We start from the raw sequence: 23,428 nt of genomic DNA, 5'->3' as shown, positions 1-23,428 counted from the left end.
GGAGTCACCGTACTCACCTAACATCGGAGGCATGACCTATCAGTCGCCGCTTCTCGAGGCGCCCGGTGCCGTCGCCCCGCCCGATGGCCACCCGGAACAGGGAGTGCCCTGGCACTGGGGCGATCCGTTCGCCGAGCAGCGCACCGCCACCAGGAGCGTCGCGGTCGTCGACCGTTCGCACCGCGAGGTGCTGAAGGTGACGGGGCCGGAGCGGCTGTCCTGGCTGCACCTGGTGATCTCGCAGCACGTCACGGAGCTGGCGGAGGGCACGGGCACCGAGGCGCTCGTGCTGGACAGCCAGGGGCACGTCGACACGCACATGGTGCTCGCGCACGTCGAGGGCGCGGTCTACCTGGACTCCGACCCGGGTGCGAAGGCCACCAGCGCGCTGCCGAAGGGCGGCCCGCAGACGCTGCGCGAGTACCTGGAGGCCATGAAGTTCTGGTCGCAGGTCGAGATCTCCGACGTCACCGGCGAGCTGGCGGTGCTGACGGTGCTCGGCCCCGACGCCGATCGCGTTCTGTCTACTTTGGACATAGCGCTGCCCGCGACGCCGTATGCGGTGGTCGCGGTGGGCGGCGGGTTCGCCCGGCGGATGCCGTGGCCCGGCCGGTCGAGCGTCGACCTCGCGGTGCCGCGCGCGGAGCTGGCCGCCTGGTGGCGCCGGATCACCGACGCCGGAGCGCGGCCCGCGGGCAGCTGGGCGTTCGACGCGCTGCGGGTCGAGTCGCTGCGCCCGCGGCTGGGCGTCGACACCGACGAGCGGACCATCCCGCACGAGGTGAACTGGATCGGCAGCGCCGCGCACGTGGCGAAGGGCTGCTACCGCGGTCAGGAGACCGTCGCGAAGGTCTACAACGTGGGCCGCCCGCCGCGGCGGATGGTGCTGCTGCACCTGGACGGCTCGCCCGAGGTCTACCCCGAGACGGGTGACGCGGTGCGGCTCGGCGACCGCGTGGTGGGCCGGGTCGGTAGCGTCGCGCAGCACCACGAGCTGGGCCCGGTCGCGCTCGCCCTGCTCAAGCGGTCGGTGCCGGTGGACGCGGAACTGCTGGCGGGCGAGGAGGACCGGGTGGTCCAGGCCGCCGTCGACCCCGACTCGGTGCCCGCCGAGCACGTCGGTCAGGGCCGGGAGGCCGCGGCGCGACTCCGGGGCTGACCCGCCCTGGCGTCACGCCGTTCAATGGAGCAGGATGTGCGCGTGATCGAAGTCCGGCCGGGCGGACGCCGCCGCATCGACCGCGTCCTGGACCCCGCCTACGTGCGTGACCTCAGCGCGCTCTCGCTGGAGCAGCTGCGGGAGCGCCGGGACGACGCCGCGCAGGAGGAGACGGACCTGTCGTACCTGCGCAGGCTCCTGCACGCGCGCATCGACATCGTGAAGGCCGAGCAGCAGCGCCGCAGCACCGGCGGGCAGAGCAGCATCGTGGAGCAGCTGGCCACCATCCTGTCCGACAACGCGTTGCGCCCGGCCCGCGGTTCCGGGCGGCACCAGGCGCTGGAGCCGTCGCGGGCGGGTGAGCACCGCCGCCAGGCGGAGGCGCTGGTCGGGAACTCGGACCTGACGGACGTGGGCACCCTGTCGGACGAGAAGCTGGCGGAGACGCTGCGCGAGTACACGGACGAGGAGTCGTCGGTCTCCACCCGCCGGCGGCAGGTGCAGGCGGTGGTGGACCTGTTCAACTCGGAGATCGCCGGCCGCTACCGGGACCGCACCGCCTCGGTCGACGACCTGCTGGCAGCAGAACGCGCCCGCGACGACGACTAGTTGAAGTGTTCCCTGGCGGCGAGTTCGGACCAGTACTCGCGCAGCTCGTTGAACAGCTCGGCCAGCTGCTCGACGTTCCCGGAGCGCAGCGCCTCCAGGATGCTGTGCACCTCTTCCGCCGACGTGTCGGACTCCAGTATCGGGTCGGCGATCAGCTGCACCAGCCCGCCGTAGTCCAGTTCGACCGCCGAGCCCGGGTCGAAGTTCGTCAGCCAGCGCTCGGTCTCCTCCAGGATCCGCGTGGGACCCGAGTCGCCGAGGGTGCTCTCCACCAGCTCCCGCGCCTCGGCCGCCCGGGTCAGCGCGTCGGACATCGAAATTCGCCACGACAGCTCGCGCGCCGGGTCGTCTTGGCCGCTGCCCAGCACCAGCCGTCGCTCCGCCGGGTCGACGAGCGCGAACCACGGCAGCGGCACCGTCCACGTGGTCGACAGGACGTGCACCGCGGCCTTCGGCAACCCGCTCAACGCGGCCGTCGTCCGGGAGCGCACCGTCTCCGCGGTCACGCCGCCCGCTTCGAGGACCGTCGCCGCGAGTGCCGGGGACGCGTCACCGAGGAAGCTCACCAGCGCCGCCGCCGAGCGGGCCCGCAGCTCCAGTGGGCACACGAGCGGCCCGGGTCCGACCTCGCCGGGCACGTCGGCCGGATCGAGGACCAGGACGTCGGTTCCGGTGCTCGGAGCGGGCTTGCCGTTCGCGAGCTCCGCGGGCAGCAGCCGGGTCGGCACGGCGACCTGTGATTTGAGCCACATGCACTGCTCGCGCTGGCCCACGGTCGACCGGTCGAGCGTGGCCGCGTCCACGGCCTTTTTCAGCTGGTCAGGGGTGGGTTCGCCGAAAGCGGACAGGGGTTCGTACACCCGCAGGTAAGCCACGATCGGTCGGAGCACCGTTGAATCGTGGCACGTCGGCGGTCCTGTCGGTGCATCGACCACGCGAAGGCGGAGAGACACTCGCCACGCGACGAGATGCCACGTCGCATTCTCCCCCTCTGACAAGGTACGGTGTGCGAAGGAAATAGTTGTCGAACGATACGGGGCCGCCGTTTCCCCCGGCCGCCCCGTCCCTGTGCGAGGGGGTCGAGCCATGGGGCGCGGCCGGGCTAAGGCCAAGCAGACGAAGGTGGCGCGAGAGCTCAAATACAGCACTCACGACACGGACTTCGATGCTTTGCAGCGCGAGCTGTCAGGTAAATCCTCTCAGAACTCCCACGACGAGGACGACAAGTACGAGGACCCGTACGCGGACGAATACGACGACTACCGTCGTTGACGTCCGACGAGGCACGAGGGTGGGCTCCGGGGAGCTTCCGGAACCCGCCCTCGTTCCTCGTGGTGCCCTGGGTTTGCTGAGCCGGGCTCTGCGGGCTCATCGCTGCGGAGCCACCTGAACGAGGAGGTTTTCGTGGCGGACATCCAGCGTGTCGGCGTGGTGGGTGCCGGACTGATGGGGTCGGGCATCGCGGAGGTGCACGCACGCGCGGGCGCTGACGTGGTGGTCACCGAGGTCGGTCAGGCGGCGCTGGACGCCGGGCGTGCGCGGATCGAGAAGTCGCTCCAGCGCGCGGTCCGCAACGGCAAGCTGGCCGAGTCCGACGCCGACGCGGCGCTGGGCAGGCTCACGTTCACCACCGAGCTGGAGTCCTTCGCCGACCGCGACCTCGTCGTCGAGGCGGTGATCGAGAACGAGGCGGCCAAGGTCGAGATCTTCCGCTCGCTGGACAAGGTGGTCGAGCGGCCGGACGCCATCCTCGCCTCCAACACCTCGTCGATCCCGATCGTGAAGCTCGCCGGGGCCACCTCCCGGCCGGCGCAGGTGCTCGGGATCCACTTCTTCAACCCGGTGCCGGTGCTGCCGCTCGTCGAGCTGGTGCCGTCGCTGCTCACCAGCGAGGAGACGGTCCGGCGAGCCGAGGAGCACGCCACCGGGATGCTCGGCAAGACCGTGATCCACGCGCAGGACCGCGCGGGCTTCATCGTCAACGCCCTGCTGGTGCCGTACCTGCTGTCGGCCATCCGGATGGTCGAGTCCGGCTTCGCCACGGCCGAGGACATCGACCGCGGCATGGAGAAGGGCACCGCGCACCCGATGGGTCCGCTGCGGCTGTCCGACATGATCGGCCTCGACACGGTCAAGTTCATCGCGGACTCGATGTACGAGGAGTTCAAGGAGCCGCTGTACGCGGCGCCGCCGCTGCTGCTGCGCATGGTGGACGCGGGGCTGCTCGGCAAGAAGAGCGGCCGCGGCTTCTACACGTACTCCTGAGCATGGACGAGCAGCTGCGCGTCGGCCTCGTCGGTGCCGGTCCGTGGGCGCGGCGGGTGCACGCGCCCGGCCTCGCCGACCACCCCGGCACCTCGCTGGCCACGGTCTGGGCTCGCCGTCCCGAAGCCGCCGCCGAAGTGGCCGAGGCACACGGCGCGTCGGTCTCGGCGACCTTCGACGAGCTGCTCGGACAGGTGGACGCGGTCGCGTTCGCCGTGCCGCCCGCCGTGCAGGCGGGGCTGGCCGTCGACGCCGTGAAGGCCGGCAAGCACGTCATCCTGGAGAAGCCGATCGCGCCGGACGTCGAGTCCGCGGAACGGCTCGCCGAGGCAGTGCTCACCGCCGAGGTCGCGAGCCTGGTGATGTTCACGCTGCGGTACGCCGTGGAGACCCGCGAGTGGCTCGACGACCTGGCCGCGGTGGGCGGCTGGGCGGGCGGCGGCATGCGCTGGCTCTCGGGTGCCCTGCTCGACGGGCCGTACAGCGTCTCCCCCTGGCGCCACGACGGCGGTGCGCTGGCCGACGTCGGCCCGCACGTCGTGGACCTGCTGGACGCCGCGCTCGGCCCGATCACCGACGTCGTCGCGGCGCACCGCTCCCCGCAGGACCTGTGGCAGATCGTCTTCGCGCACGAGGGCGGCGCGTCGAGCACGGCCACCATGTCGATGCGGGTCCCGGTCGAGCCCGCGGTTTCGGACATCTCGGTGTACGGCGAGCACGGGTACCGAGCGCTGGCCCGCCGTCCGGTGCCCGGGGTGGAGCGCTTCACCGCCCTGCTGGACGACTTCGCGGCGATGATCGCCACCGGCACCACTACCCACCCGTGTGACATCCGCCGCGGCCTGCACATCCAGCGGGTCCTCGACCGCGTGCTCCAGGTCGCCGGGGCCTGATCGCGGCGACCCGGAGCGCGGCGGTCAGCCGACTGCGGCGGCGAAGGCGCCGACCTCGTAGGAACCGCCCTGCTGGTGCACGATCACGGCCATCCGGTTGGCCGCGTTGATCAGGGCGACCAGGCACACCAGTGCGGCGACCTGGTCGTCGTCGTAGTGCTTGCGCACCTGCGCCCAAGTCTCGTCCGACACGCCGGGGGCCGCGTCGGCCAGCCGGGTGCCCTCCTCCGCCAGCGCGAGCGCGGCGCGCTCGGCCTCGGTGAACACGGTCGACTCGCGCCAGGTCGCGACGAGGGCGAGCCGGACCGCGGTCTCGCCCGCCGCCGTGGCCTCCTTGGTGTGCATGTCGGCGCACCAGCCGCAGCCGTTGATCTGGCTGGCCCGCAGGGAGACCAGCTCCTGTGTGGCAGGCGGCAGCGTCGACTGGTGCAGCACCAGCGCGGTGTTGGCGAACCGCTTGGCGAACTTGGCGGCGAGCTCGTTGGTGAACAGGTCGAACCGGGGTTCCATCGCTTCCGTCCTCACTTCGTCTTCGTTTCGTGACGACCACCAGATGCCGCCGACCGGCGCGATGTGACAGTGATCGGGGACACATTCCCGCCGTGTCACAGGACCGCGGCGACCGGCATCTGGTGGGTATGGACGACCGCCCGAACCCGGCCACCGAGGCGTTCCTCGCGCACCGGAACCTGCTGTTCACCGTCGCCTACGAGATGCTCGGGTCCGCCGCCGACGCGGAGGACGTCCTGCAGGAGACGTGGCTGCGGTGGACCGGCGTCGACCTGGAGACGGTCCGGGACCAGCGTGCGTACCTGGTCCGGATCGCGACCCGGCAGGCGCTGGGCCGGTTGCGGACGCTGGGCCGCCGCAAGGAGTCCTACGTCGGCACCTGGTTGCCCGAGCCGCTGCTCACCGCGCCCGACGTCGCCGAGGACGTCGAGCTGGCCGACCACGTCTCGATGGCGATGCTGCTGGTGCTGGAGACGCTCACGCCGACCGAACGGGCGGTGTTCGTGCTGCGTGAGGTGTTCGCGCTGGACTACGACGAGATCGCCGAAGCCGTCGACAAGAGCCAGGCCGCCGTCCGCCAGATCGCCCACCGGGCGAGGGAACACGTCGCGGCGCGGCGGCCGCGCGGAGCCGTCTCGGCAGCCGAGGCACGCAACGCGCTCGAGGCGTTTCAGCGGGCGACCGAGACGGGAGATCTGCGCGGACTGCTCGACGTCCTCGCGCCCGACGTCGTGTTCCTCGGCGACGGGGGCGGGATCAAGCAGGCCGTTCCGAGGCCCGTCGTCGGGGCGGACAGAGTGGCGCGCCTGCTGGTGGCCGGGCTGCCGCGCCTCGCCGAACTGGGGTCGCTGCGGCCTGCCCAGGTCAACGGCTGTCCCGCGCTCGTCTTCCGGCAGGACGGCGAGATCGACACCGTGCTCGCGGTGCGCATCGACGATGGGAAGGTCACGGGCCTTTACGCCGTGCGCAACCCCGAGAAGCTGTCGCACATGGACCGCGAGACGGCGCTGCGCCGCTGACCGTCAGTCCTCGAAGCGCCCTCGGCGTCCGCGTTTGACGTCGCCCCGGCGCTTCTTCGCCGCGAGCCTGCGTTCCTTCGAGCCGCGGCTCGGCTTGGTGGGGCGCCGTTTCGGCGGTGGCGGCGTGGCCGCGTCACGCAGGAGCGACACCAGCCGCTCCCGCGCCGCCTCGCGGTTCGCCAGCTGCGCCCGCTGCTCGCTCGCCGCGATCGTGAGCACGCCGTCGATCAGCCGGGACGCGAGGCGCGCCAGCAACCGCGGGCGCAGGTCGTCCGGGACCGATGGGGAACGCGCCACGTCGAAGGACAGCTCGACGCGCGAATCCGTGGTGTTGACGCCCTGCCCGCCTGGCCCGGAGGACCGGGAGAAGCGTTCACGCAGCTCACCCGGCGGGATGACGAACCGCCGGGTCACCACCAGGTCGGCGTCGAGCGGCACCGCTCAGAACCGCGGGTGGTCGCCGGACAGCACGGCCCGTGGCCCGTCGTTGTCCTCGGCCGCGCGGACCTCGCCCAGCACCCACGCCGGCACGTGCCGCGCTGTCAGCACCGCGAGCGCGCGGTCGACGTCCTCGGCGTCGGTGATCGCGACCATGCCGACGCCCATGTTGAACGTCTTCTCCATCTCGGCGCGCTCGACCTTGCCGCGCTGCGCGATGAGCGCGAACACCGGCGCCGGCGTCCACGTGTCGCGGGCCAGCCGGGCGACGAGGCCATGCGGCATCACGCGCGCCAGGTTCGCCTCCAGGCCACCGCCGGTGATGTGCGCGAACGTGCGCACCTCCGCCTCCGCGGCGAGCGCCAGGCAGTCCTTCGCGTAGATCCGGGTCGGTTCGAGCAGCTCCTCGCCGAGCGTGCGGCCGAACTCCTCGACGTGTCCCTCCAGCGGCATCCGCGCGATCTCCAGCAGCACACGCCGGGCCAAGGAGTAGCCGTTGGAGTGCAGGCCGGACGAGCCCATCGCGATCACGACGTCACCGGGCCGGACCCGCTCCGGGCCCAGCACGTCCGACGCCTCGACCACGCCGACCCCGGTGGCCGACAGGTCGTAGTCGTGCTCGCCCATCAGCCCCGGGTGCTCGGCGGTCTCGCCGCCCAGCAACGCGCAGCCGGCGCGCACGCAGCCCTCGGCGATACCGCTGACCAGCGCCTCGATCCGCTTCGGCACGACCTTGCCGACCGCGATGTAGTCCTGCAGGAACAGCGGCTCGGCGCCGGTGACCACGAGGTCGTCGACCACCATGGCCACCAGGTCGATGCCGACCGTGTCGTGCTTGTCGAGCGTCTGCGCCACCGCGATCTTGGTGCCCACGCCGTCCGTGGAGGACGCCAGCACGGGCTCCTTCCAGCGGTCGAGCTTCAGCGAGAACAGCCCGGCGAACCCGCCGACCCCACCGAGGACCTCCGGCCTGCTGGTCCGCTGCGCGTGCGGCTTCAGCAGCTCGACGGCTTCGTCACCGGCTTCGATGTCGACACCGGCAGCGGCGTACGTGGCGTTCGTGGACTCGCTCACGGCAAGCGGACTCCAGACTCGATCAGGGCTCAGGGACGCCGGACGGCATCCCCAGCACCGTACCCGGCTGGACTGACCGGCCGAGCCGGACCGTCGGTGGCGTCGAGGCTCTCCAGCAGGTGCTTCCCGATCAACGCGTCGTCGGGCAGCGGAATCGGGTACTCGCCGCTGAAGCACGCCGTGCACAGGCGCGAGCGCGGCTGCTCGGACGCGGCGACCAGCCCGTCCAGCGACACGTAGGCCAGCGAGTCCGCGCCGATCAGCCGCCGGATCCCGTCGAGGTCCGCGCCGTTGGCCACCAGCTCCGCCCGCGAGGCGAAGTCGATGCCGTAGAAGCAGGGCCACCGCACGGGCGGGGACGCGATCCGCACGTGGACCTCCAGCGCGCCGGCCTCGCGCAGCATCCGGACCAGCGCGCGCTGGGTGTTGCCGCGGACGATCGAGTCGTCCACCACCACCAGCCGCTTGCCGCGGATCACGTCGCGCAGCGGGTTGAGCTTGAGCCGGATGCCCAGCTGCCGGATGGTCTGCGACGGCTGGATGAAGGTGCGCCCGACGTACGCGTTCTTGACCAGGCCCTGGCCGTACGGGATGCCCGACGCCTGCGCGTACCCGATCGCGGCCGGCGTGCCCGACTCCGGCACGGGGATCACGAGGTCGGCCTCGGCCGGGCTCTCCTGCGCCAGCCGCTTGCCGATGTCCACGCGCGTGGCGTGCACGCTGCGGCCGGCGATCGACGTGTCGGGGCGGGCCAGGTAGACGTACTCGAAGATGCAGCCCTTGGGCTCGGGCGTGGCGAACCGCGAGGAGCGCAGGCCCTCCGCGTCGATCGCGATCAGCTCGCCGGGCTCCACCTCGCGCACGAACGACGCGCCGATGATGTCGAGGGCCGCGGTCTCACTCGCGACGACCCAGCCGCGTTCGAGCCTGCCGAGCACCAGCGGGCGCACGCCGTGCGGGTCGCGGGCGGCGTACAGGGTCTCCTCGTCGGAGAACGCCAGGCAGAACGCGCCGCGCAGGGTGGGCAGCAGCTCCAGCGCCGCGCCCTCGATGCCCTTGTCGGCGGCGGTCTCGGCGAGCAGCCCACAGACCAGGTCGGAGTCGCTCGACGACCCGGTCAGTCCGGCGTGCGGCTTGATGCCCAGCTCGCGGGTGCGGTCGCGCAGCTCCGCGGTGTTGACGAGGTTCCCGTTGTGCGCGAACGACAGCCCGCTGCCGGTGGCCGTCGTGCGGAACATCGGCTGCGCGTTCTCCCAGGTCGAGGACCCGGTGGTGGAGTAGCGGCAGTGCCCGACGGCGATGTGCCCCTGCAGAGAGGAGAGCACCTGCTCGTCGAAGACCTGGCTGACCAGGCCCAGGTCCTTGAACACCACGATCTGCTTGCCGTCCGACACCGAGATGCCCGCGGCTTCCTGTCCACGGTGCTGCAGCGCGTACAGCCCGTAGTAGGCCATCTTCGCGACTTCTTCACCGGGAGCCCAGACGCCGAAGACGCCGCATTCTTCCCGGGGTTCGTTTTCGGGCTGGTCGATCGGACTGTGGTCGGAGGAAACCACGAAAGTGCTCCCTGGAGACGAGGGCAGGCCGTCTCAAGTGTAGGTGGCGCTCCCCCATGGGGGCCGCCGCAAGTGACCTTCGGCTCCCTCAGCGGGTCGCGGCGAGCCACTTGGCGCGGCCGTGCTCGCCCGGCACCCAGCAGCCGCCCGCGGGCCGGGCGCGCTCGGCGCCGTAGTCGTCGGCCAGCGCGAGCAGCTCGTCGAGCACCTCGTTCGCGGTGCCGCGGCAGCGCCAGAGCAGCTTCCGCGGGCTGAGGACGTCCTGCTCGTCGCCCGGCACGCGGGTGGCGACGGCGTCGTCCTCGGCGTCGAGGCGGAGCACGTCGATGACCGAGCCGTGGGCCCGGATCCCCACGACGGCGACCACGTGGCCGTCACCGTCGCAGGGGTGGAGGAAGCGGTAGCCGCGGTCGATGAGGTCCAGCAGCCGCGCTTCCACGGAACCTGAATCAGCTGAGCACATCGTCGAACTCGCCGTCCTTCGCGCCCGCGACGAACGCGGCGATCTCGGCGCGCGTGTAGACGAGTGCGGGGCCGTCGGGGAAGCGCGAGTTCCGGACGGCGATCTCGCCGGAGCCGAGCTCGGCCACCTCGACGCAGTTGCCCATCGCGCCGCTGCGCTTGCTCTTGCGCCAGCGGGCCCCGGAGATCTCGGTCGCCGACATGCCGTTCTCGTATCGCTTCGTCATGGGCCGCACCCCTCCCGATCGTCTGGTCCTGGTAATGCAAATGCACGTGCATCTGCATCGTTCCCTGGCAAATTACCAGCGTGGCGCTGCACGCGTAAATGCACGAGTCGATGCACGTGCAGAAGGACCGGTGAACTGCTCACTCGGCGGGGAGCTACGCCATTCGGGGCCCACCCGGTTGGGTGAACGAGCCCGCAAAAGGACCGCGCGGAACCTGACTCACCGTGATCGAAATGCGGGCTAGATCTCGGCGATGCGTTTGATCAGCATTTGCCTGCTTCGATCGGGTGTTTCGGCGTCGACGGTGAGGCGGTCGAAAGCGCGGCCGTAGAGTTCGAGTTCGTCGGCCTTTTCCAGGTAGCTGGCGCCGTTGAGGTGTTCGAGGTAGGCGATGTTGGGCAGTTCGGGTTCGGCGAACTGCAGCAGGGAGAAAGCGCTTTCCACGGCGTAGCCGGACATGTCGAACGGCACGATCTGCAGCGAGATGGTGGGCAGCTTGATCACCTCGAGCAGGTGTTCCAGCTGCTCTTTGAGCACGGCCATGCCGCCGACCGGCCGGTGCAGCACGGCCTCGTCGAGCACCGCCCACAGCCGGGGTGGCTTGGGGCCGGTGAGCAGTTTCTGGCGGCGCATGCGGATGGCGACGCGGCCTTCGATGGTGGGGTCGGGGTTGTCCGGGTTGCCGCGGGAGATCACGGCGCGGGCGTAGGACTCGGTCTGCAGCAGGCCGGGCACGAACATCAGCTCGTAGGTGCGGATGCGGGTGGCGGCTTCTTCCAGGCCGATGTAGTTGTCGAACCAGGTGGGGAGGGTGTCGTTGAAGCTGCGCCACCAGCCGGGCCGGTTGGCCTGCTTGACCATCTCCACGGCCCACTCGCGCTCGGCCGGGTCGTGCACCCCGTACATGGTCAGCAGGTCGACCACGTCGCGTTCCTTGCAGCCGACGCGCCCGAGTTCCATGCGGGAGATCTTCGACTCCGAGGCGCGGATCTCCCACGCGGCCTGCGCCCGGGTCACCCCGGCGGCCTCCCGCAACCGGCGCAGCTGGGTCCCGAGGATCATCCGCCGCGCCGTGGGGCCAGTGCCCGGCTCGACGCCGGAAGTGTCGACCGGAGCCATAGGACCTTCCTGGATTCGGGAGGGGGGTGGGGAGAAGACACCCAGCATCCGAAAGTACACCGCGGTGGGCCGCGGTCAAGTGCACCTGTGCATTTACCCGAGCGACCCGGCCGATTACCCTTCGTGCAACGTGTCCTTCACCACTCCGACTCGATGATCGCCCGGGAGTGTTCCGATGTCCGGTGCCACCGCCTCCTATCCCAGCTCCGTCCCCGTCGGCGTCGACCCCAGCAGGGCCAGCATCGCCCGGGTCTACGACGCGGCGCTCAACGGCAAGGACAACTACGAGATCGACCGGCAGGTGCTGGCACAGGTACGCACCGTCGCGCCCCAGGTCAACGACCTCGCGTGGGCCAACCGGGACTTCCTCATCCGGTCCTGCCGCTTCCTCGCCATGCAGGTGGGCATCGAGCAGTTCCTCGACCTCGGCTCCGGGCTGCCCACCGCGGAAAACACGCACCAGGTGGTGCAGCGCGTCAGCCCCGAGGCCCGCGTCGTCTACGTCGACAACGACCCCGTGGTGCTCGCGCACGGCCGTGCGCTGCTGGAGGAGAACGAGCTGACGCACCTGGTCGAGGCCGACATCTTCGACCCGCAGCAGGTGCTGGGCAACGAGCTGGTGCACCGGGAGCTGGACTTCACCCGGCCGATCGCGCTGTTCCAGGTCGGCACGCTGCACCACTACCTCGGCGACGACACGGCCGAGCTGATGCGGACCTACGTCGATGCGCTGCCGTCGGGCTCGTACGTGTCCATCGCGCACTTCTTCGACCCCGAGACCGAGGAGCTGAGCGAGCTCGCCCGGCAGATGGAGGACAAGTTCGTGCACAGCCCGATGGGCAGCGGCCGGTTCCGCACCCGCGCGGAGATCGAGGCGATGTTCCCCGGGCTGGAGATGGTCGAGCCCGGTCTGGTGCTGTGCGACGACTGGTGGCCGGACGGCCCGCGCATGCAGCCGCTCAACCCCGTCCGTCGGTGCATCGTCGGCGGTGTGGGTCGCAAGCCCTAACGCGCCACGGGCAGCCAGTGCGAGAGGTCGGCCCGGGTGCCCGACGCGGTCACCCGGCCGTCCTCCACCGCCTGCGCCCAGCCGAGCCGTCCGGTGGCCAGTTCGAGCCACGTCCGCGGATCGGTCTCGATCACGTTGGGTGGCGTGCCGCGCGTGTGCCGGGGCCCTTCCACGCACTGCACGGCGGCGAACGGCGGCACGCGGACCTCGACACTTCGTCCCGGCGCGTCGGCCGCGAGTGCGCGTAGGCTGAGCCGCACGGCGGCGGCCAGTGCCTGTCGTGCCGGTTTCTCCTCGTCTCCGCTCAGCCACCCGGAGATCGCAGCCAGTGCGGCACGTAACTCTGCGGGGTCGACCGAACGCGAAGTGGGCATGGGGGAACAGTAGAGTGAACGCCAGTACGAAGGCACCTGACACGTGGGGTTGAACATGGCGCAGCGGGACGAAGCGGACGAGCTCGTACCGGATCCCCAGACCACCGGCCGGCTCGGCAAGCCGAAGATCACCGAGGAGATGCGCGCCAACGCCAGGGCCAATCCCAACAGCTGGCTCTATGTGATCGACGAGGCGTTCGACCCCAACGGCCCGGTGCCCTCGTGGGCGGTCGTCGGGGCGTACCCGGTGAACGCGGGCGGTGCCATCGTCGAGGACTTCCACCCCAACGACCGGTACCGGCCCTCGCCCAAGGCGCTCGGCTTCCCCGAGCCCGGCAACGAGCTGGAGCGGCTGCTGCAACTGGTCCGCACCAACCACCGCCCGGCCGAGGACCTGCCGCCGGTGATCCTCGACGCCACGTTGTTCGTGTACGCGATGTCGCCGCTGCAGCGCACGGTCATCGGTTTCCACAACACCGACGGCCGCGTCATGGTGCCCGCGTACACGTCGAAGTCGCTGGTTCCCCGCGAGTGGCCGCACGCGCGGGCGGTGCTGGGCCGGGACGTGGTCCCGCTGCTCGCCGGGCACCCGATCGCGATCAACCCGCACGACGTGGTCACCGCGGTCGTGCCCGCGGAGCACCTTGAGCAGGCCCTCGCCCGCGAGGAAAAGCGGTAACGCGCGCCACTGGGCCACGCCGGTTGTCACTCCGCTGAGTGACGTTCGATTCGCATGATGTGCTCGATAGAGGCATGGTGCTTCCCTAGGGAAGGGGAGTTGCCATGCGTCATGCGAATTCTCGGCTGCGCTGGGGCGCGGCCCTGTGCCTGACCGGCGCACTGACCACTGTGTTCACCCCCAGCGCCGCCGCTGCCGACTACAGCCAGGCCGACACCACGTCGGCCGGCTCGCAGATCGCGCGCGTCGAGGGCGTGGGCGGAAGACCCGCGTACCAGAACCTGGTGGGCACGATCGGGCACGACGTCAGCGGGCACCAGGGCGCGGTGGACTGGACCGGTGCCTGGAACTCCGGCGGCCGATTCGTCTACGTGAAGACCACCGAGGGCACGGGGTACGTGAACCCGCAGTTCGGCCAGCAGTACAACGGGTCCTACGCGGTCGGCATGACCCGCGGGGCCTACCACTTCGCCCGGCCCGACGTCTCCGGCGGCGCCGCGCAGGCGAACTACTTCCTGGACCACGGCGGCGGCTGGTCCGCCGACGGCCGCACGCTGCCCGGTGCGCTCGACGTCGAGTACAACCCGTACGGCGACGCCTGCTACGGCAAGGATCCGACGGCGATGAGCGCGTGGATCTCGGACTTCTCGAACACCTACCGGACCCGCACCGGCCGGTTCCCCACCATCTACACGTCGACCACGTGGTGGAACCGGTGCACGGGCAACAACAAGGGCTTCGGCGGGAACCCGCTGTGGATCGCGCGGTACAACGAGAACCCCGGTGGGCTGCCTTCTGGCTGGGGCAAGCAGACGATCTGGCAGTTCGCGGACAGCGGCACGCTGCCCGGCGACCAGAACCTGTTCGACGGGGCCGCCGACGCGCTGCGGGCCTTCGCGCTGGGGCAGTGACGCCCGTTCCGTGACTGTTCTAGACCAATGGGAGGACGACGAAAGTCGCTTCCCGTGGTCCTGACGTGCGTAAATTCCTCACACGTCCCGAGAATTTGCCGGAAGTTGATGACAAGTCGGCATGTCGTCATAAAGAATCACGCGCGGACGGCCTCCCTGCACCAGGCCGTCCACATCGCGAGGGCAATCGAAAGGGACACATCCATGTCGAATTCCGGGAGAAGATGGCGGAGACTCACCGCGGCCGTGTGCGCCGCCTCGGCCGCCGCGCTGGTGTCGGGCCTGCTCAGCCCGGCCGAGGCCGCCGACGGCACGGGGTCGATCGACGAGTACGTCGCGCAGCACGACCACGAGATGGGCTCGCAGATCCGGCGGGTCGAAGGTGATCAGTCCACTCCGGACACCAAGGCCGCCGCGCGGCAGCCGCAGGGCCTGAACGCCGACGGCGTGGTGGCCACGGCCACCGTTTCGGGCATCGATGTCAGCGGGCACCAGGGCAACGTCGACTGGGCGAGCTACTGGAACTCCGGCATCCGGTTCGCCTACGTCAAGGCGACCGAGAACGTCAACTACACCAACCCGTACTTCGCCCAGCAGTACAACGGCTCGTACAACGTCGGCATGATCCGCGGCGCGTACCACTTCGCCACCCCCGACACCTCCAGCGGCGCGGCGCAGGCCAACTACTTCGTGGACCACGGCGGCGGCTGGTCGGCCGACGGCCGGACCCTGCCGGGCGCGCTCGACATGGAGTACAACCCGTACGGCGCGACGTGCTACGGCCTGAGCGCCAGCGCGATGACAGCGTGGATCAAGGACTTCAGCGACACCTACCACGCGCGCACGAACAAGTACCCCACCATCTACTCCAGCACCAGCTGGTGGGGTCAGTGCGTGAACGGCGACTTCAGCTCCACCAACCCGCTGTGGGTCGCCCGGTACGCATCGAGCGTGGGCACCCTGCCGTACAACTGGGACTACTACACGTTCTGGCAGTACAGCTCCAGCCCGGTCGACCAGGACACCTTCAACGGTGCCTACGACAGGCTGGTGGCGCTCGCGACGAATTCCGACTGAGCAACGGTTTCCTGTGACGGGACCCCTGTCCGCACCGGACAGGGGTCCCGTTCACGTATTTTTTCCGGGAACCAGGCCCGGGGCCGGCACGTCCGAGCGGGCGAAGTGACTTGCGAAAGGCGACGCCGATGACCTATCCACCGCAGCCGGGCCAGCCGGACTACGGCCAGCAGCCGGATCCGTACGGCCAGCAACCGGGCGGGTACGGACAGCAGCCCGGGTACGGCCAGCAACCCGGATACGGGCAGCAGCCGGGCTATCCGCAGTCCGGCGAGTTCCCGCAGCAGCAGCCCGGCCAGCCGCAGTACGGCCAGCAGCCCTACGGCCAGGGCTACACCCAGCCGTACCCCGCGTACGACGCGTCCGGCGGTGGCCAGTACCCGCCGGGCCAGTACCCGCCCGGGATGTACGGCGCCCCGCCGTCCGGTGGCGGCGGCAAGAAGGGGCTGTGGATCGGGCTGGCCATCGGCCTCGTGGTGATCCTCGCGGCGCTCGGCGTCACGGGCTTCTGGAAGCCCGGGTTCTTCGTCGGCGGCAGCGGCGGCGACGGCCCGGACCCGGTGGCGCAGTCCATTGTGAACGGCCTGGCCAAGCACGACAAGGTCGCGCTGAAAGCGCTCGTCTGCGCGAACGCCGAGTCCGATGTGAACGAGGCCATCGACGAGGTCGACGACGTGTCGAACGCGAAGCTCACGAGCGTCCAGACCAACGGCGACAAGGCCACCGTGGTCGTGGCGGTCACGGCGTCCGGCACCGACGGCACCGCGACCGGCGGGCTGGAGAAGCAGAACGGCAAGTGGTGCTGGCACGACCTGTCGCTCAAGGCGAACAGCTCGTCCTCCACGAGCAAGTCGGCCACGGCGCCGACCCGCCGGAGCAGCAGCGCGCCCAGGACGTCGGCGAGCGCCAGCGCGGACGCCTACAAGGTCACCTCGCAGAACTTCCTGGACAAGGTCAACGCCGGCGACAGCGCGGGTGCGATGGCGCTCGTGTGCCCGGACAACGTTTCGGACGTGCAGTCGGACGTCACCAAGGCGACGTCGCAGCAGGCGAAGCTGACCGCGGACGTCGCGGGGATCAACGGGATCGGCTTCGGTGGGGTGCAGGGAACCGTCGGTGACCAGAAGGTCGACGGGTTCCTGTCCACCGACAACGCCAGCGACGGCGGGGCCTGCGTCGACGACTTCACCATCTACTGACCGGCCGGTCTGCGGCCGAGGCCAGGGCGCCTCGGCCGCATGATCAGCGCCGCCACGTAGTACGTGCAGGGCATGTCGGAGTGGTTGGCGTAGGTCAGCGTCACGTCGGCGGCGAGGTACAGCGAGTCGCCTTCGCCGAGGATCACCACCTCGCCGTCGACGGTCAGCGTCAGCGTGCCGGTCTGGACCACGATGAACTCGTGGGAGCCCGCCGCGTACGGCGGGTAGGTGCCGGCTTCGCAGTCCGGCGGCAAGGTGGAGCGGATCCACTCGAAGTTCACCCCGGGCACGACGGGCGTCAGGATCGTGCGTTGCCAGCCGCCGGGCTCGTGCACGGTGTCCTGGTCGGCGGCGCGCCGGACGATCATCCGCTTCGGTGGCGTCAGCAGCTCGGCCAGTGGGAGCCCGAGCCCGTTCGCGATCCGGTCGAGCACCACGATCGTAGGAGCCTTCGCCCCTCGTTCGACGGACGACAACATGCTCACGCTGACGTCGGACCGGTCGGCCAGCGCCTGCAGGGTCAGCCCGCGTTCCGTCCGGGCGGCCTGGATCTGCGCTCCGAGCGCCGCGAGGTTCATCTATCCTATAGTAGTGAATTCCTCCGCTATAGTGAAAAGCGCCGCTGAGCGGCATCTCGCCGACATCGCGGAGATCTACGCGCACTACGTGACGGGGAGCGTCGTCACGTTCGAGCTGGAGCCGCCGGACCTACCGGAGTGGCGGCGCCGGTTCACCGCGGTGACCGGCGCCGGCCTGCCGTTCCTGGTCGCCGAAGCCGACGGCGTGGTGCTGGGTTACGCCTACTGCTCGCCGTGGAAGTCCCGCCCCGCGTACCGGCGGACCGTCGAGAACTCGATCTACCTGGCACCGTCCGCCGTGGGCAAGGGCCTCGGCGGCCTACTGCTGGACGAGCTGCTCGAACGCTGTGCCGCCAACGGAATCCGCGAGGTGATCGCGGTGATCGCCGCGCCGGGGCCGGACAACCCGTCCGCGGCACTGCACCGCCGCCGCGGTTTCACCGAGGCGGGGTGCCTGACCGGGGTCGGGTTCAAGCACGGCCGGTGGCTCGACACCCTGCTGATGCAACGCTCCCTGGCGGCCTGATCAGCCGAACAGCTTCGGCAGCGTGCCCTCCCAGGCCGCTCGGAGCTCGTCGAGCGGGAACGTGGTCACGCCCTGGATCTCCAGCGCGCCGGACTCCGGGTCCACCACACCGGTCTTGCGCCATGGCAGCCCGCGGGCGGTGCACATCTCGGTGAACCGCAGCTCCTCCGTGCGCGGCACCGCGACCAGCACCCGGCCCGAGGACTCCGAGAACAGCTGGACGAACGGGTCGGCGTCCTCGTCCAGCACGATCCGCGCGCCGCACTGACCGATGAGGACGGTCTCGACGAGAGCCTGCGCGAGGCCGCCGTCCGACACGTCGTGCGCCGCGGAGATCATGCCGTCCCGCGACCCGGCGACGAGGATCTCGGCCAGCAGGCGCTCGCGCTCCAGGTCCACCTTCGGCGGCCGCCCGCCGAGGTGGTCGTGCACGACCTGCGCCCACGCGGAGCCGTCCAGCTCGTCGTGCGTCTCGCCGAGCAGCAGCAGGGTTTCGCCCGCCTCGGCACCGATTCCGGTGGGGATGCGGCGCTTGACGTCGTCGATCACGCCGAGCACGCCGACCACCGGCGTCGGCAGGATCGCGGTCTCGCCGGTCTGGTTGAAGAAGCTGACGTTCCCGCCGGTGACCGGGATGCCGAGCTGCGCGCAGCCGTCGGCGAGCCCGTGCACCGCCTGCTCGAACTGCCACATCACACCCGGGTCGGTGGGCGCGCCGAAGTTCAGGCAGTTGGTGACGGCCAGCGGCACGGCGCCGCTGGTGGCCACGTTCCGGTAGGACTCGGCGAGCGCGAGCTGCGTGCCGAGATACGGGTCGAGGTAGACGAAGCGCGCGTTGCAGTCCGTCGACACGGCGACACCGCGGCCGGTCTTCTCGTCGATCCGGATGAGGCCCGAGTCGGCGGGCTGCGCGAGCACTGTGTTGCCGCGCACGTAGCGGTCGTACTGCTCGGTGACCCAGTCCTTGGCCGCCTGGTTGGGCGAGGAGATGACACGCAGGACGGTCTCGCGCAGCTCGTCGGCGGTCCGCGGCCGGGCCAGGTTCGCCGTGGTGTCGGCCTGGATGGAGTCCTGAGTGGACGGACGCACGACGGGCCGGTCGTACACCGGGCCCTGGTGCGCCACCGTGCGCGGCGGCACGTCCACGACGGTCTCGCCGTGCCAGGTGATCACCAGGTGGTCGCCGTCGGTCACCTCGCCGATCTCGGTGGCGATGACGTCCCACTTGCGGCAGACCGCGAGGAACTCGTCCACCTTGGCCGGGTCGACGACCGCGCACATGCGTTCCTGCGACTCGCTGGACAGCACCTCCGCGGGCGTCATGCCGGTGGCGCGCAACGGCACGCGGTCGAGTTCGATGCGCATCCCGCCGTCACCGGCCGCGGCCAGCTCCGAGGTGGCGCACGAAAGCCCGGCGCCGCCGAGGTCCTGGATGCCGACCACGAGCTTCTTCGCGAACAGCTCCAGGCAGCACTCGATGAGCACCTTCTCGGTGAACGGGTCGCCGACCTGGACGCTCGGCAGCTTCTTGCGGCCACCGGCCGACTCGTCGCCGGAGAACGTGTCGCTGGCCAGCACCGACACGCCGCCGATGCCGTCGAGGCCGGTGCGCGCGCCGAACAGGATGATCTTGTTACCGGTGCCGGACGCGAACGCCAGGTGCAGGTCCTCGGTGCGCATCGCGCCCACGCACATCGCGTTCACCAGCGGGTTGCCCGCGTAGCTGGAGTCGAAGACGACCTCGCCGCCGATGTTCGGCAGGCCGAGGCAGTTGCCGTAGCCCGCGACGCCCGCGACCACGCCGGGCAGCACGCGGCGGGTGTCCGGGGCGTCGGCGGGGCCGAAGCGCAGCGCGTCGGCGACCGCGAGCGGCCGCGCGCCCATCGCGAGGATGTCGCGGACGATGCCGCCGACCCCCGTCGCCGCGCCCTGGTAGGGCTCCACATAGGACGGATGGTTGTGGCTCTCCACCTTGAACGTGACGGCCCACCCGTCACCGATGTCGACCACGCCGGCGTTCTCACCGATCCCGGCGAGCATCTTGGCCTTCATCTCGGGCGTGGTGGTCTCGCCGAAGTAGCGCAGGTGCTTCTTCGAGGACTTGTACGAGCAGTGCTCGCTCCACATCACCGAGTACATCGCCAGCTCGGCGTCGGTGGGCCTGCGGCCGAGGATCTCCCGGATGCGGGCGTACTCGTCCTCGGCGAGGCCGAGCTCGCGATAGGGCTGCGGGGTCTCCGGGGTGGCTGCGGCGCGGGCGGTGGTGTCGATGACCAGGGCTTCCGTCACGGCGTCCAGGCTACCCGGCGGGAAATTCGGTCGACCCGGACACGGGGTCTCCATACCGTTCGGAGCATGCGCCTCCCGTCCCGGCTCACGCCGTTGCGCTTCCTCGCCGCCCTGCTCAGGGCCCGGTCATCGCTGGCCGTGGCCTCCTGCGTGCTGGGCGCGGTGTGGCTGCTGCCCAGCGCGATGCTGCCGCTGGTGATCGGGAACACGGTCGACGCCATCGCGCACGGCGAGGCGATCTGGGGTCAGGCCGGGCTGATCGCGGGGCTGGCCGTGGCGCAGGCGGTGGCGGGCAGCGCGTTGATCTTCGCGATCCACGGCGCGTGGTTGCACGGTGCGTCGGCGGCCCAGCAGGTGATCGCGGACCACACCGCGCGGCTCGGCGCCTCGCTGCGGGCGCAGGCGGCGACCGGTGACGTCATGGCCATCTCGTCGAGCGACATCGGCCGGATCGGCAACGTCTTCGAGGTCATGGGCCGCATGTTCGGCTCGGTCGTGGCGTTCCTCACGGTCGGCGTCGTGCTGCTGTTCTCGTCACCGCTGCTCGGTGTCGTCGCGCTGGTCGGCGTGCCGCTCGCGGTGCTGAGCATGGGGCGGCTCGTCGCCCCGCTGCAGAAGCGCAAGGGCGAGCAGCGCGAGGAACTGTCGGAGGTCAACGCGATCGCGGCGGACATCGTCTCCGGCCTGCGGATCCTGCGTGGGATCGGCGGCGAGCGGCAGTTCCGGCAGCGGTTCGGGACGGCGAGCCAGCGGGTCCGTCGTGCCGGGGTCGAGGTCGCACGCAGCGAGTCGTGGCTGGTGGCGGCCGAGGTGCTGCTGCCGGGCCTGGTCACCGTGGCCATCACGTGGCTCGGCGCGCGGCTCGCCGTCGCGGGCACGATCGGGATCGGCGAGCTGGTCACGTTCTACGCGGCGTCGGCGTTCCTGGTGGTGCCGGTGAGCACGGCGACGGAGTTCACCAGCGCGTTCACGTCGGCGATGGTGTCCGCGCGCAAGATCTGCGGAGTGCTGCGGCTGCGGCCGTTCCTCACCGACCCGGCGGACCCGGTTCCCCTGCCGGAAGGCCCGCTGGAGCTGCACGACAGCGAGACCGGGATCACCGCGGTGGCGGGCAAGCTCACCGTGATCGACGCCGGCAGCCAGGCCGAGGCGCTGGCCGCGCGGCTCGCGCGGTTCGCCGAACCTTCGCCGGGCGAGCGGGTCCTCGTCTCGGGGGTGTCCGCCGACCACGTGGCGCTGGCGGAACTGCGGTCGCGGGTGGTCTACGCACACAACCAGGACCTGTGGTTCTCCGGCCCGCTGCGGGAGCAGCTCGTGCCCGCGCACCGCGCCGAGCCGGCGCTGACCACGGCCGACGCGGACGACATCGTGGCCGGGTTCCCGGCCGGGCTCGACGAGCTGATCGGCGAGCGGGGCCGCGAGGTGTCGGGCGGGCAGCGCCAGCGGCTCAACCTCGCGCGGGCGCTCGCGCTGGACGCCGACGTGCTCCTGCTCGACGAGCCGACCTCGGCCGTGGACACCCACACCGAGGCCCGGATCACCGAGCGGGTCGCCAAGGTGCGGCAGGGCAGGACGACGGTGGTGTTCAGCGAAAGTCCGTTGTGGACACTCGTGGCGGATGAGGTGATCTCGTGCCGGTGAGACTTCCGCTCGCGAGCGGACGGGCGGCCATGGCATGGCTGCGGGCGATGATGTCCGCGCACCGCAGGGCTTTCGCCGCGGTGATCGGGCTGTACGGCCTGGCCGCGGTGGCCGGGCTGGCGGGGCCGCAGGTGCTGGGGTACCTGGTGGACTCCGTCGCCGCGGGACACGCCGAGATCGAGGTGCCCGCGCTGTTGTTCGTGGTGCTGCTGATCGTGCAGTCGGCGCTGAAGCGGGTGGCGCGGGTGCGGACCGGGATGCTCGGCGAGCAGGTGCTGGCCGAGACTCGGGAGTCGTTCGTGGGCGAGGCGCTGCGGCTGCCGCTGAGCACCGTCGAGGCGGCGGGCACCGGTGACCTGCTCAGCCGCGCGACCACGGATGCCGACCGGGTCGACCACGCGGTGCGCAACGCCATTCCGGAGATCACGGTGTCGGCGATGACCGTGGTGTGCACCGTGGTCGCGATGGTCGTCACGTCCCCGCTGCTGTCGCTCGGGCTGCTGGTCGTCGTGCCGCTGCTGTACTTCTCGTGCCGGTGGTACTGGGCGCGGGTGCCGTCGACGATCGAGCGGATGCTGGGCTCGTGGGCCGACGTCCAGACGCACCTGCACGAGACGGCGGATGGCGCGCGCACGGCGGAGGCGCTGGGGCTGGTCGAGCGCCGGGTCGCGTTGGGACGGCGAGCGCTGGGCGTGGCGGTCGAGCGGGAGCGTGAACTGCGGAGCCTGACCGTGCGGTGGGTGCCGTGGATGTCGTTGTCCCAGGTGCTGCCGATCGCGGTGATGCTGCTGATCGGCGCGTGGGCGTACGCGCGCGGGCTCGTCGGGCTGGGCACGCTGACGACGATGGTCGTGTACGTGCAGGCGCTGAGCGCGCCGATGGAGGAGCTGCTGTGGTGGGCCGAGGACGTGCAGGTGTCGGGCACGGCCGTGCGGCGGATCCTCGGCGTGCGGGGCAGCGACGACGCCCGGCGCGACGGCCGGCCGCGGGGACGGGAGATCGTCGTGAGCGGCGTGCGGTACGGCTACTCGGCCGACCGCGAGGTGCTGCATGGCATCGACCTGCGGATACCGCCTGGTGAGCGGCTCGCGATCGTCGGCCCGTCGGGCGCGGGCAAGTCGACGCTGGGGAGGCTGCTGGCTGGAGTGGCGGCGCCGTCGTCCGGCTCCGTGACGATCGGCGGGGCGGAGGTGTCGCGGCTGCCGGAGGACGTGCTGCGGAGCGAGGTGCTGCTGCTGACGCAGGAGCAGCACGTGTTCGCCGGGACGCTGCGGGAGAACCTGACGCTGCCTGCCGGTGAGTGGAGCGACGGGGATCTGCGGCGGGCGTTGGGTGCGGTCGGATTGGAGGAGTGGTGCGACCGGCTGGATACGCGGCTCGGGGCCGGGGCGGTCGCGGTCAGTGCGGCGGTGGCGCAGCAGCTGGCGTTGGCGCGGGTGGTGCTGGCCGATCCGCACACCGTGGTGTTGGACGAGGCGACGTCCCTGCTGGACACGTCGTCCGCGCGGCAGTTGGAGCGGTCGTTGAGCGGGGTGCTGGAGGGGCGGACCGTGATCGCCATCGCGCATCGGTTGCACACGGCTGCGGCGGCGGATCGGGTGGCGGTGGTGGAGGACGGGAGGGTTACGGAGTTGGGGCCGCACGCGGAGTTGCTGGCCCGGGGTGGGGCTTACGCGCGTCTCGTGGCCGCCGCTGCCGTGGGGTGATGTTTTACAGGTGGGCGGCCGGTGCCGGTCGTCGTGCCGGGTTCGAGCCCGAGGCGGCGCCGGGCGGCGGCCGGGAGAATCCCCGGCCGCCCACCCTGAGTCACGGTC

General features: G+C 71.0%; 25 protein-coding genes. 14 read left to right on the top strand and 11 right to left on the bottom strand.

The genetic code is table 11. The annotated features are described in order from the left end of the window. Positions 1–31: 31 nt before the first annotated feature. Together ygfZ and FHX82_RS00525 are read left to right on the top strand one after the other, a co-directional pair. Entirely contained in the window at positions 32–1,159 is a 1,128-nt protein-coding gene (gene ygfZ, locus FHX82_RS00530) for a CAF17-like 4Fe-4S cluster assembly/insertion protein YgfZ (RefSeq protein WP_145932480.1), read from the top strand. Positions 1,160–1,201: 42 nt separating this feature from the next. Continuing rightward, the gene (locus FHX82_RS00525) at positions 1,202–1,768 is read left to right on the top strand and encodes an RsiG family protein (RefSeq protein ID WP_145932531.1); all 567 of its coding nucleotides are present in this window, start codon (positions 1,202–1,204) and stop codon (positions 1,766–1,768) included. On the opposite strand, the gene FHX82_RS00520 is transcribed toward FHX82_RS00525, so the two are convergent. Beyond that, on the bottom strand, positions 1,765–2,658 hold the full coding sequence (locus tag FHX82_RS00520; RefSeq protein ID WP_145932481.1) for a DUF8083 family protein: 894 nt from the start codon (positions 2,656–2,658) through the stop codon (positions 1,765–1,767). The genes FHX82_RS00525 and FHX82_RS00520 overlap by 4 nt on opposite strands. Positions 2,659–2,854: 196 nt before the next feature. Between FHX82_RS00520 and FHX82_RS00515 the strand changes: the two genes are divergently transcribed. From FHX82_RS00515 to FHX82_RS00505, 3 genes are all read left to right on the top strand, one after another. Continuing rightward, a complete protein-coding gene (locus FHX82_RS00515; protein ID WP_091506319.1) occupies positions 2,855–3,040 on the top strand; it encodes a DUF3073 domain-containing protein in 186 nt (61 codons plus the stop codon). Between the two features lie 132 nt (positions 3,041–3,172). Beyond that, a complete protein-coding gene (locus FHX82_RS00510) occupies positions 3,173–4,033 on the top strand; it encodes a 3-hydroxybutyryl-CoA dehydrogenase (RefSeq protein ID WP_145932482.1) in 861 nt (286 codons plus the stop codon). Positions 4,034–4,035: 2 nt separating this feature from the next. After that, complete coding sequence (locus FHX82_RS00505; RefSeq protein WP_145932483.1) at positions 4,036–4,926, top strand: Gfo/Idh/MocA family protein; 891 nt, start codon at positions 4,036–4,038, stop codon at positions 4,924–4,926. A gap of 24 nt (positions 4,927–4,950) precedes the next feature. Here FHX82_RS00505 and FHX82_RS00500 read toward each other — a convergent pair whose 3' ends face one another. Continuing rightward, positions 4,951–5,436, bottom strand: coding sequence for a carboxymuconolactone decarboxylase family protein (locus FHX82_RS00500; protein WP_145932484.1), 486 nt, complete (start codon positions 5,434–5,436; stop codon positions 4,951–4,953). A gap of 128 nt (positions 5,437–5,564) precedes the next feature. Between FHX82_RS00500 and FHX82_RS00495 the strand changes: the two genes are divergently transcribed. Further along, positions 5,565–6,455 carry an RNA polymerase sigma-70 factor gene (locus FHX82_RS00495; RefSeq protein WP_145932532.1) on the top strand — a complete coding sequence of 297 codons (891 nt, stop codon included), beginning with the start codon at positions 5,565–5,567 and terminating at the stop codon, positions 6,453–6,455. A gap of 3 nt (positions 6,456–6,458) precedes the next feature. On the opposite strand, the gene arfB is transcribed toward FHX82_RS00495, so the two are convergent. The 6 genes from arfB to FHX82_RS00465 form a co-directional block, all read right to left on the bottom strand. After that, positions 6,459–6,875, bottom strand: a complete 417-nt coding sequence (gene arfB / locus FHX82_RS00490) for an alternative ribosome rescue aminoacyl-tRNA hydrolase ArfB (protein WP_145932533.1) — start codon at positions 6,873–6,875, stop codon at positions 6,459–6,461. Between the two features lie 21 nt (positions 6,876–6,896). Beyond that, positions 6,897–7,967, bottom strand: a complete 1,071-nt coding sequence (gene purM, locus FHX82_RS00485; RefSeq protein ID WP_145932485.1) for a phosphoribosylformylglycinamidine cyclo-ligase — start codon at positions 7,965–7,967, stop codon at positions 6,897–6,899. 29 nt (positions 7,968–7,996) lie between these two features. Further along, positions 7,997–9,523: an amidophosphoribosyltransferase gene (purF, locus tag FHX82_RS00480; RefSeq protein ID WP_145932486.1), complete on the bottom strand. Its 1,527-nt coding sequence runs from the start codon at positions 9,521–9,523 to the stop codon at positions 7,997–7,999. 88 nt (positions 9,524–9,611) lie between these two features. Further along, entirely contained in the window at positions 9,612–9,962 is a 351-nt protein-coding gene (locus tag FHX82_RS00475) for a hypothetical protein (RefSeq protein WP_308431583.1), read from the bottom strand. A 10-nt stretch (positions 9,963–9,972) separates the two neighbouring features. Further along, positions 9,973–10,212, bottom strand: a complete 240-nt coding sequence (locus tag FHX82_RS00470; protein WP_145932488.1) for a DUF397 domain-containing protein — start codon at positions 10,210–10,212, stop codon at positions 9,973–9,975. A gap of 240 nt (positions 10,213–10,452) precedes the next feature. Next, complete coding sequence (locus FHX82_RS00465) at positions 10,453–11,331, bottom strand: Sco1979 family transcriptional regulator (protein ID WP_145932489.1); 879 nt, start codon at positions 11,329–11,331, stop codon at positions 10,453–10,455. A gap of 175 nt (positions 11,332–11,506) precedes the next feature. Between FHX82_RS00465 and FHX82_RS00460 the strand changes: the two genes are divergently transcribed. Continuing rightward, on the top strand, positions 11,507–12,340 hold the full coding sequence (locus FHX82_RS00460; RefSeq protein ID WP_145932490.1) for an SAM-dependent methyltransferase: 834 nt from the start codon (positions 11,507–11,509) through the stop codon (positions 12,338–12,340). Here FHX82_RS00460 and FHX82_RS00455 read toward each other — a convergent pair. Next, a complete protein-coding gene (locus FHX82_RS00455; protein WP_183176415.1) occupies positions 12,337–12,714 on the bottom strand; it encodes a sterol carrier family protein in 378 nt (125 codons plus the stop codon). The two genes, FHX82_RS00460 and FHX82_RS00455, sit on opposite strands and share 4 nt — an antisense overlap. A gap of 55 nt (positions 12,715–12,769) precedes the next feature. Between FHX82_RS00455 and FHX82_RS00450 the strand changes: the two genes are divergently transcribed. The 4 genes from FHX82_RS00450 (at position 12,770) to FHX82_RS00435 (ending at position 16,580) form a co-directional block, all read left to right on the top strand. Next, positions 12,770–13,393, top strand: coding sequence for a type VII secretion system-associated protein (locus FHX82_RS00450; RefSeq protein WP_145932491.1), 624 nt, complete (start codon positions 12,770–12,772; stop codon positions 13,391–13,393). A 104-nt stretch (positions 13,394–13,497) separates the two neighbouring features. Then, positions 13,498–14,304, top strand: a complete 807-nt coding sequence (locus tag FHX82_RS00445; protein ID WP_145932492.1) for a lysozyme — start codon at positions 13,498–13,500, stop codon at positions 14,302–14,304. Positions 14,305–14,508: 204 nt separating this feature from the next. Further along, positions 14,509–15,381, top strand: a complete 873-nt coding sequence (locus tag FHX82_RS00440; protein ID WP_145932493.1) for a lysozyme — start codon at positions 14,509–14,511, stop codon at positions 15,379–15,381. 128 nt (positions 15,382–15,509) lie between these two features. Continuing rightward, positions 15,510–16,580, top strand: coding sequence for a hypothetical protein (locus FHX82_RS00435; protein WP_183176414.1), 1,071 nt, complete (start codon positions 15,510–15,512; stop codon positions 16,578–16,580). On the opposite strand, the gene FHX82_RS00430 is transcribed toward FHX82_RS00435, so the two are convergent. Continuing rightward, a complete protein-coding gene (locus FHX82_RS00430) occupies positions 16,574–17,158 on the bottom strand; it encodes a helix-turn-helix domain-containing protein (protein ID WP_145932494.1) in 585 nt (194 codons plus the stop codon). The genes FHX82_RS00435 and FHX82_RS00430 overlap by 7 nt on opposite strands. A 31-nt stretch (positions 17,159–17,189) precedes the next feature. On the opposite strand from FHX82_RS00430, the gene FHX82_RS00425 reads away from it, so the two are divergent. Beyond that, positions 17,190–17,684, top strand: coding sequence for a GNAT family N-acetyltransferase (locus FHX82_RS00425; protein WP_229880751.1), 495 nt, complete (start codon positions 17,190–17,192; stop codon positions 17,682–17,684). On the opposite strand, the gene purL is transcribed toward FHX82_RS00425, so the two are convergent. Beyond that, a complete protein-coding gene (gene purL, locus FHX82_RS00420) occupies positions 17,685–19,973 on the bottom strand; it encodes a phosphoribosylformylglycinamidine synthase subunit PurL (protein ID WP_229880750.1) in 2,289 nt (762 codons plus the stop codon). Between the two features lie 66 nt (positions 19,974–20,039). Between purL and FHX82_RS00415 the strand changes: the two genes are divergently transcribed. Then, positions 20,040–21,614 (top strand): ABC transporter transmembrane domain-containing protein, encoded by a 1,575-nt coding sequence (locus FHX82_RS00415; RefSeq protein WP_145932497.1) that lies wholly within the window; start codon positions 20,040–20,042, stop codon positions 21,612–21,614. A 29-nt stretch (positions 21,615–21,643) separates the two neighbouring features. Then, complete coding sequence (locus FHX82_RS00410; RefSeq protein WP_145932535.1) at positions 21,644–23,320, top strand: ABC transporter ATP-binding protein; 1,677 nt, start codon at positions 21,644–21,646, stop codon at positions 23,318–23,320. Positions 23,321–23,428: the final 108 nt, after the last annotated feature.

The sequence above is a fragment of the Amycolatopsis bartoniae genome, from assembly GCF_014191255.1.
GTDB classification, from domain to species: domain Bacteria; phylum Actinomycetota; class Actinomycetes; order Mycobacteriales; family Pseudonocardiaceae; genus Amycolatopsis_E; species Amycolatopsis_E bartoniae.
Note: the sequence above shows the minus strand (reverse complement) of the source record. Positions and strands in the feature narration are given on the sequence as shown.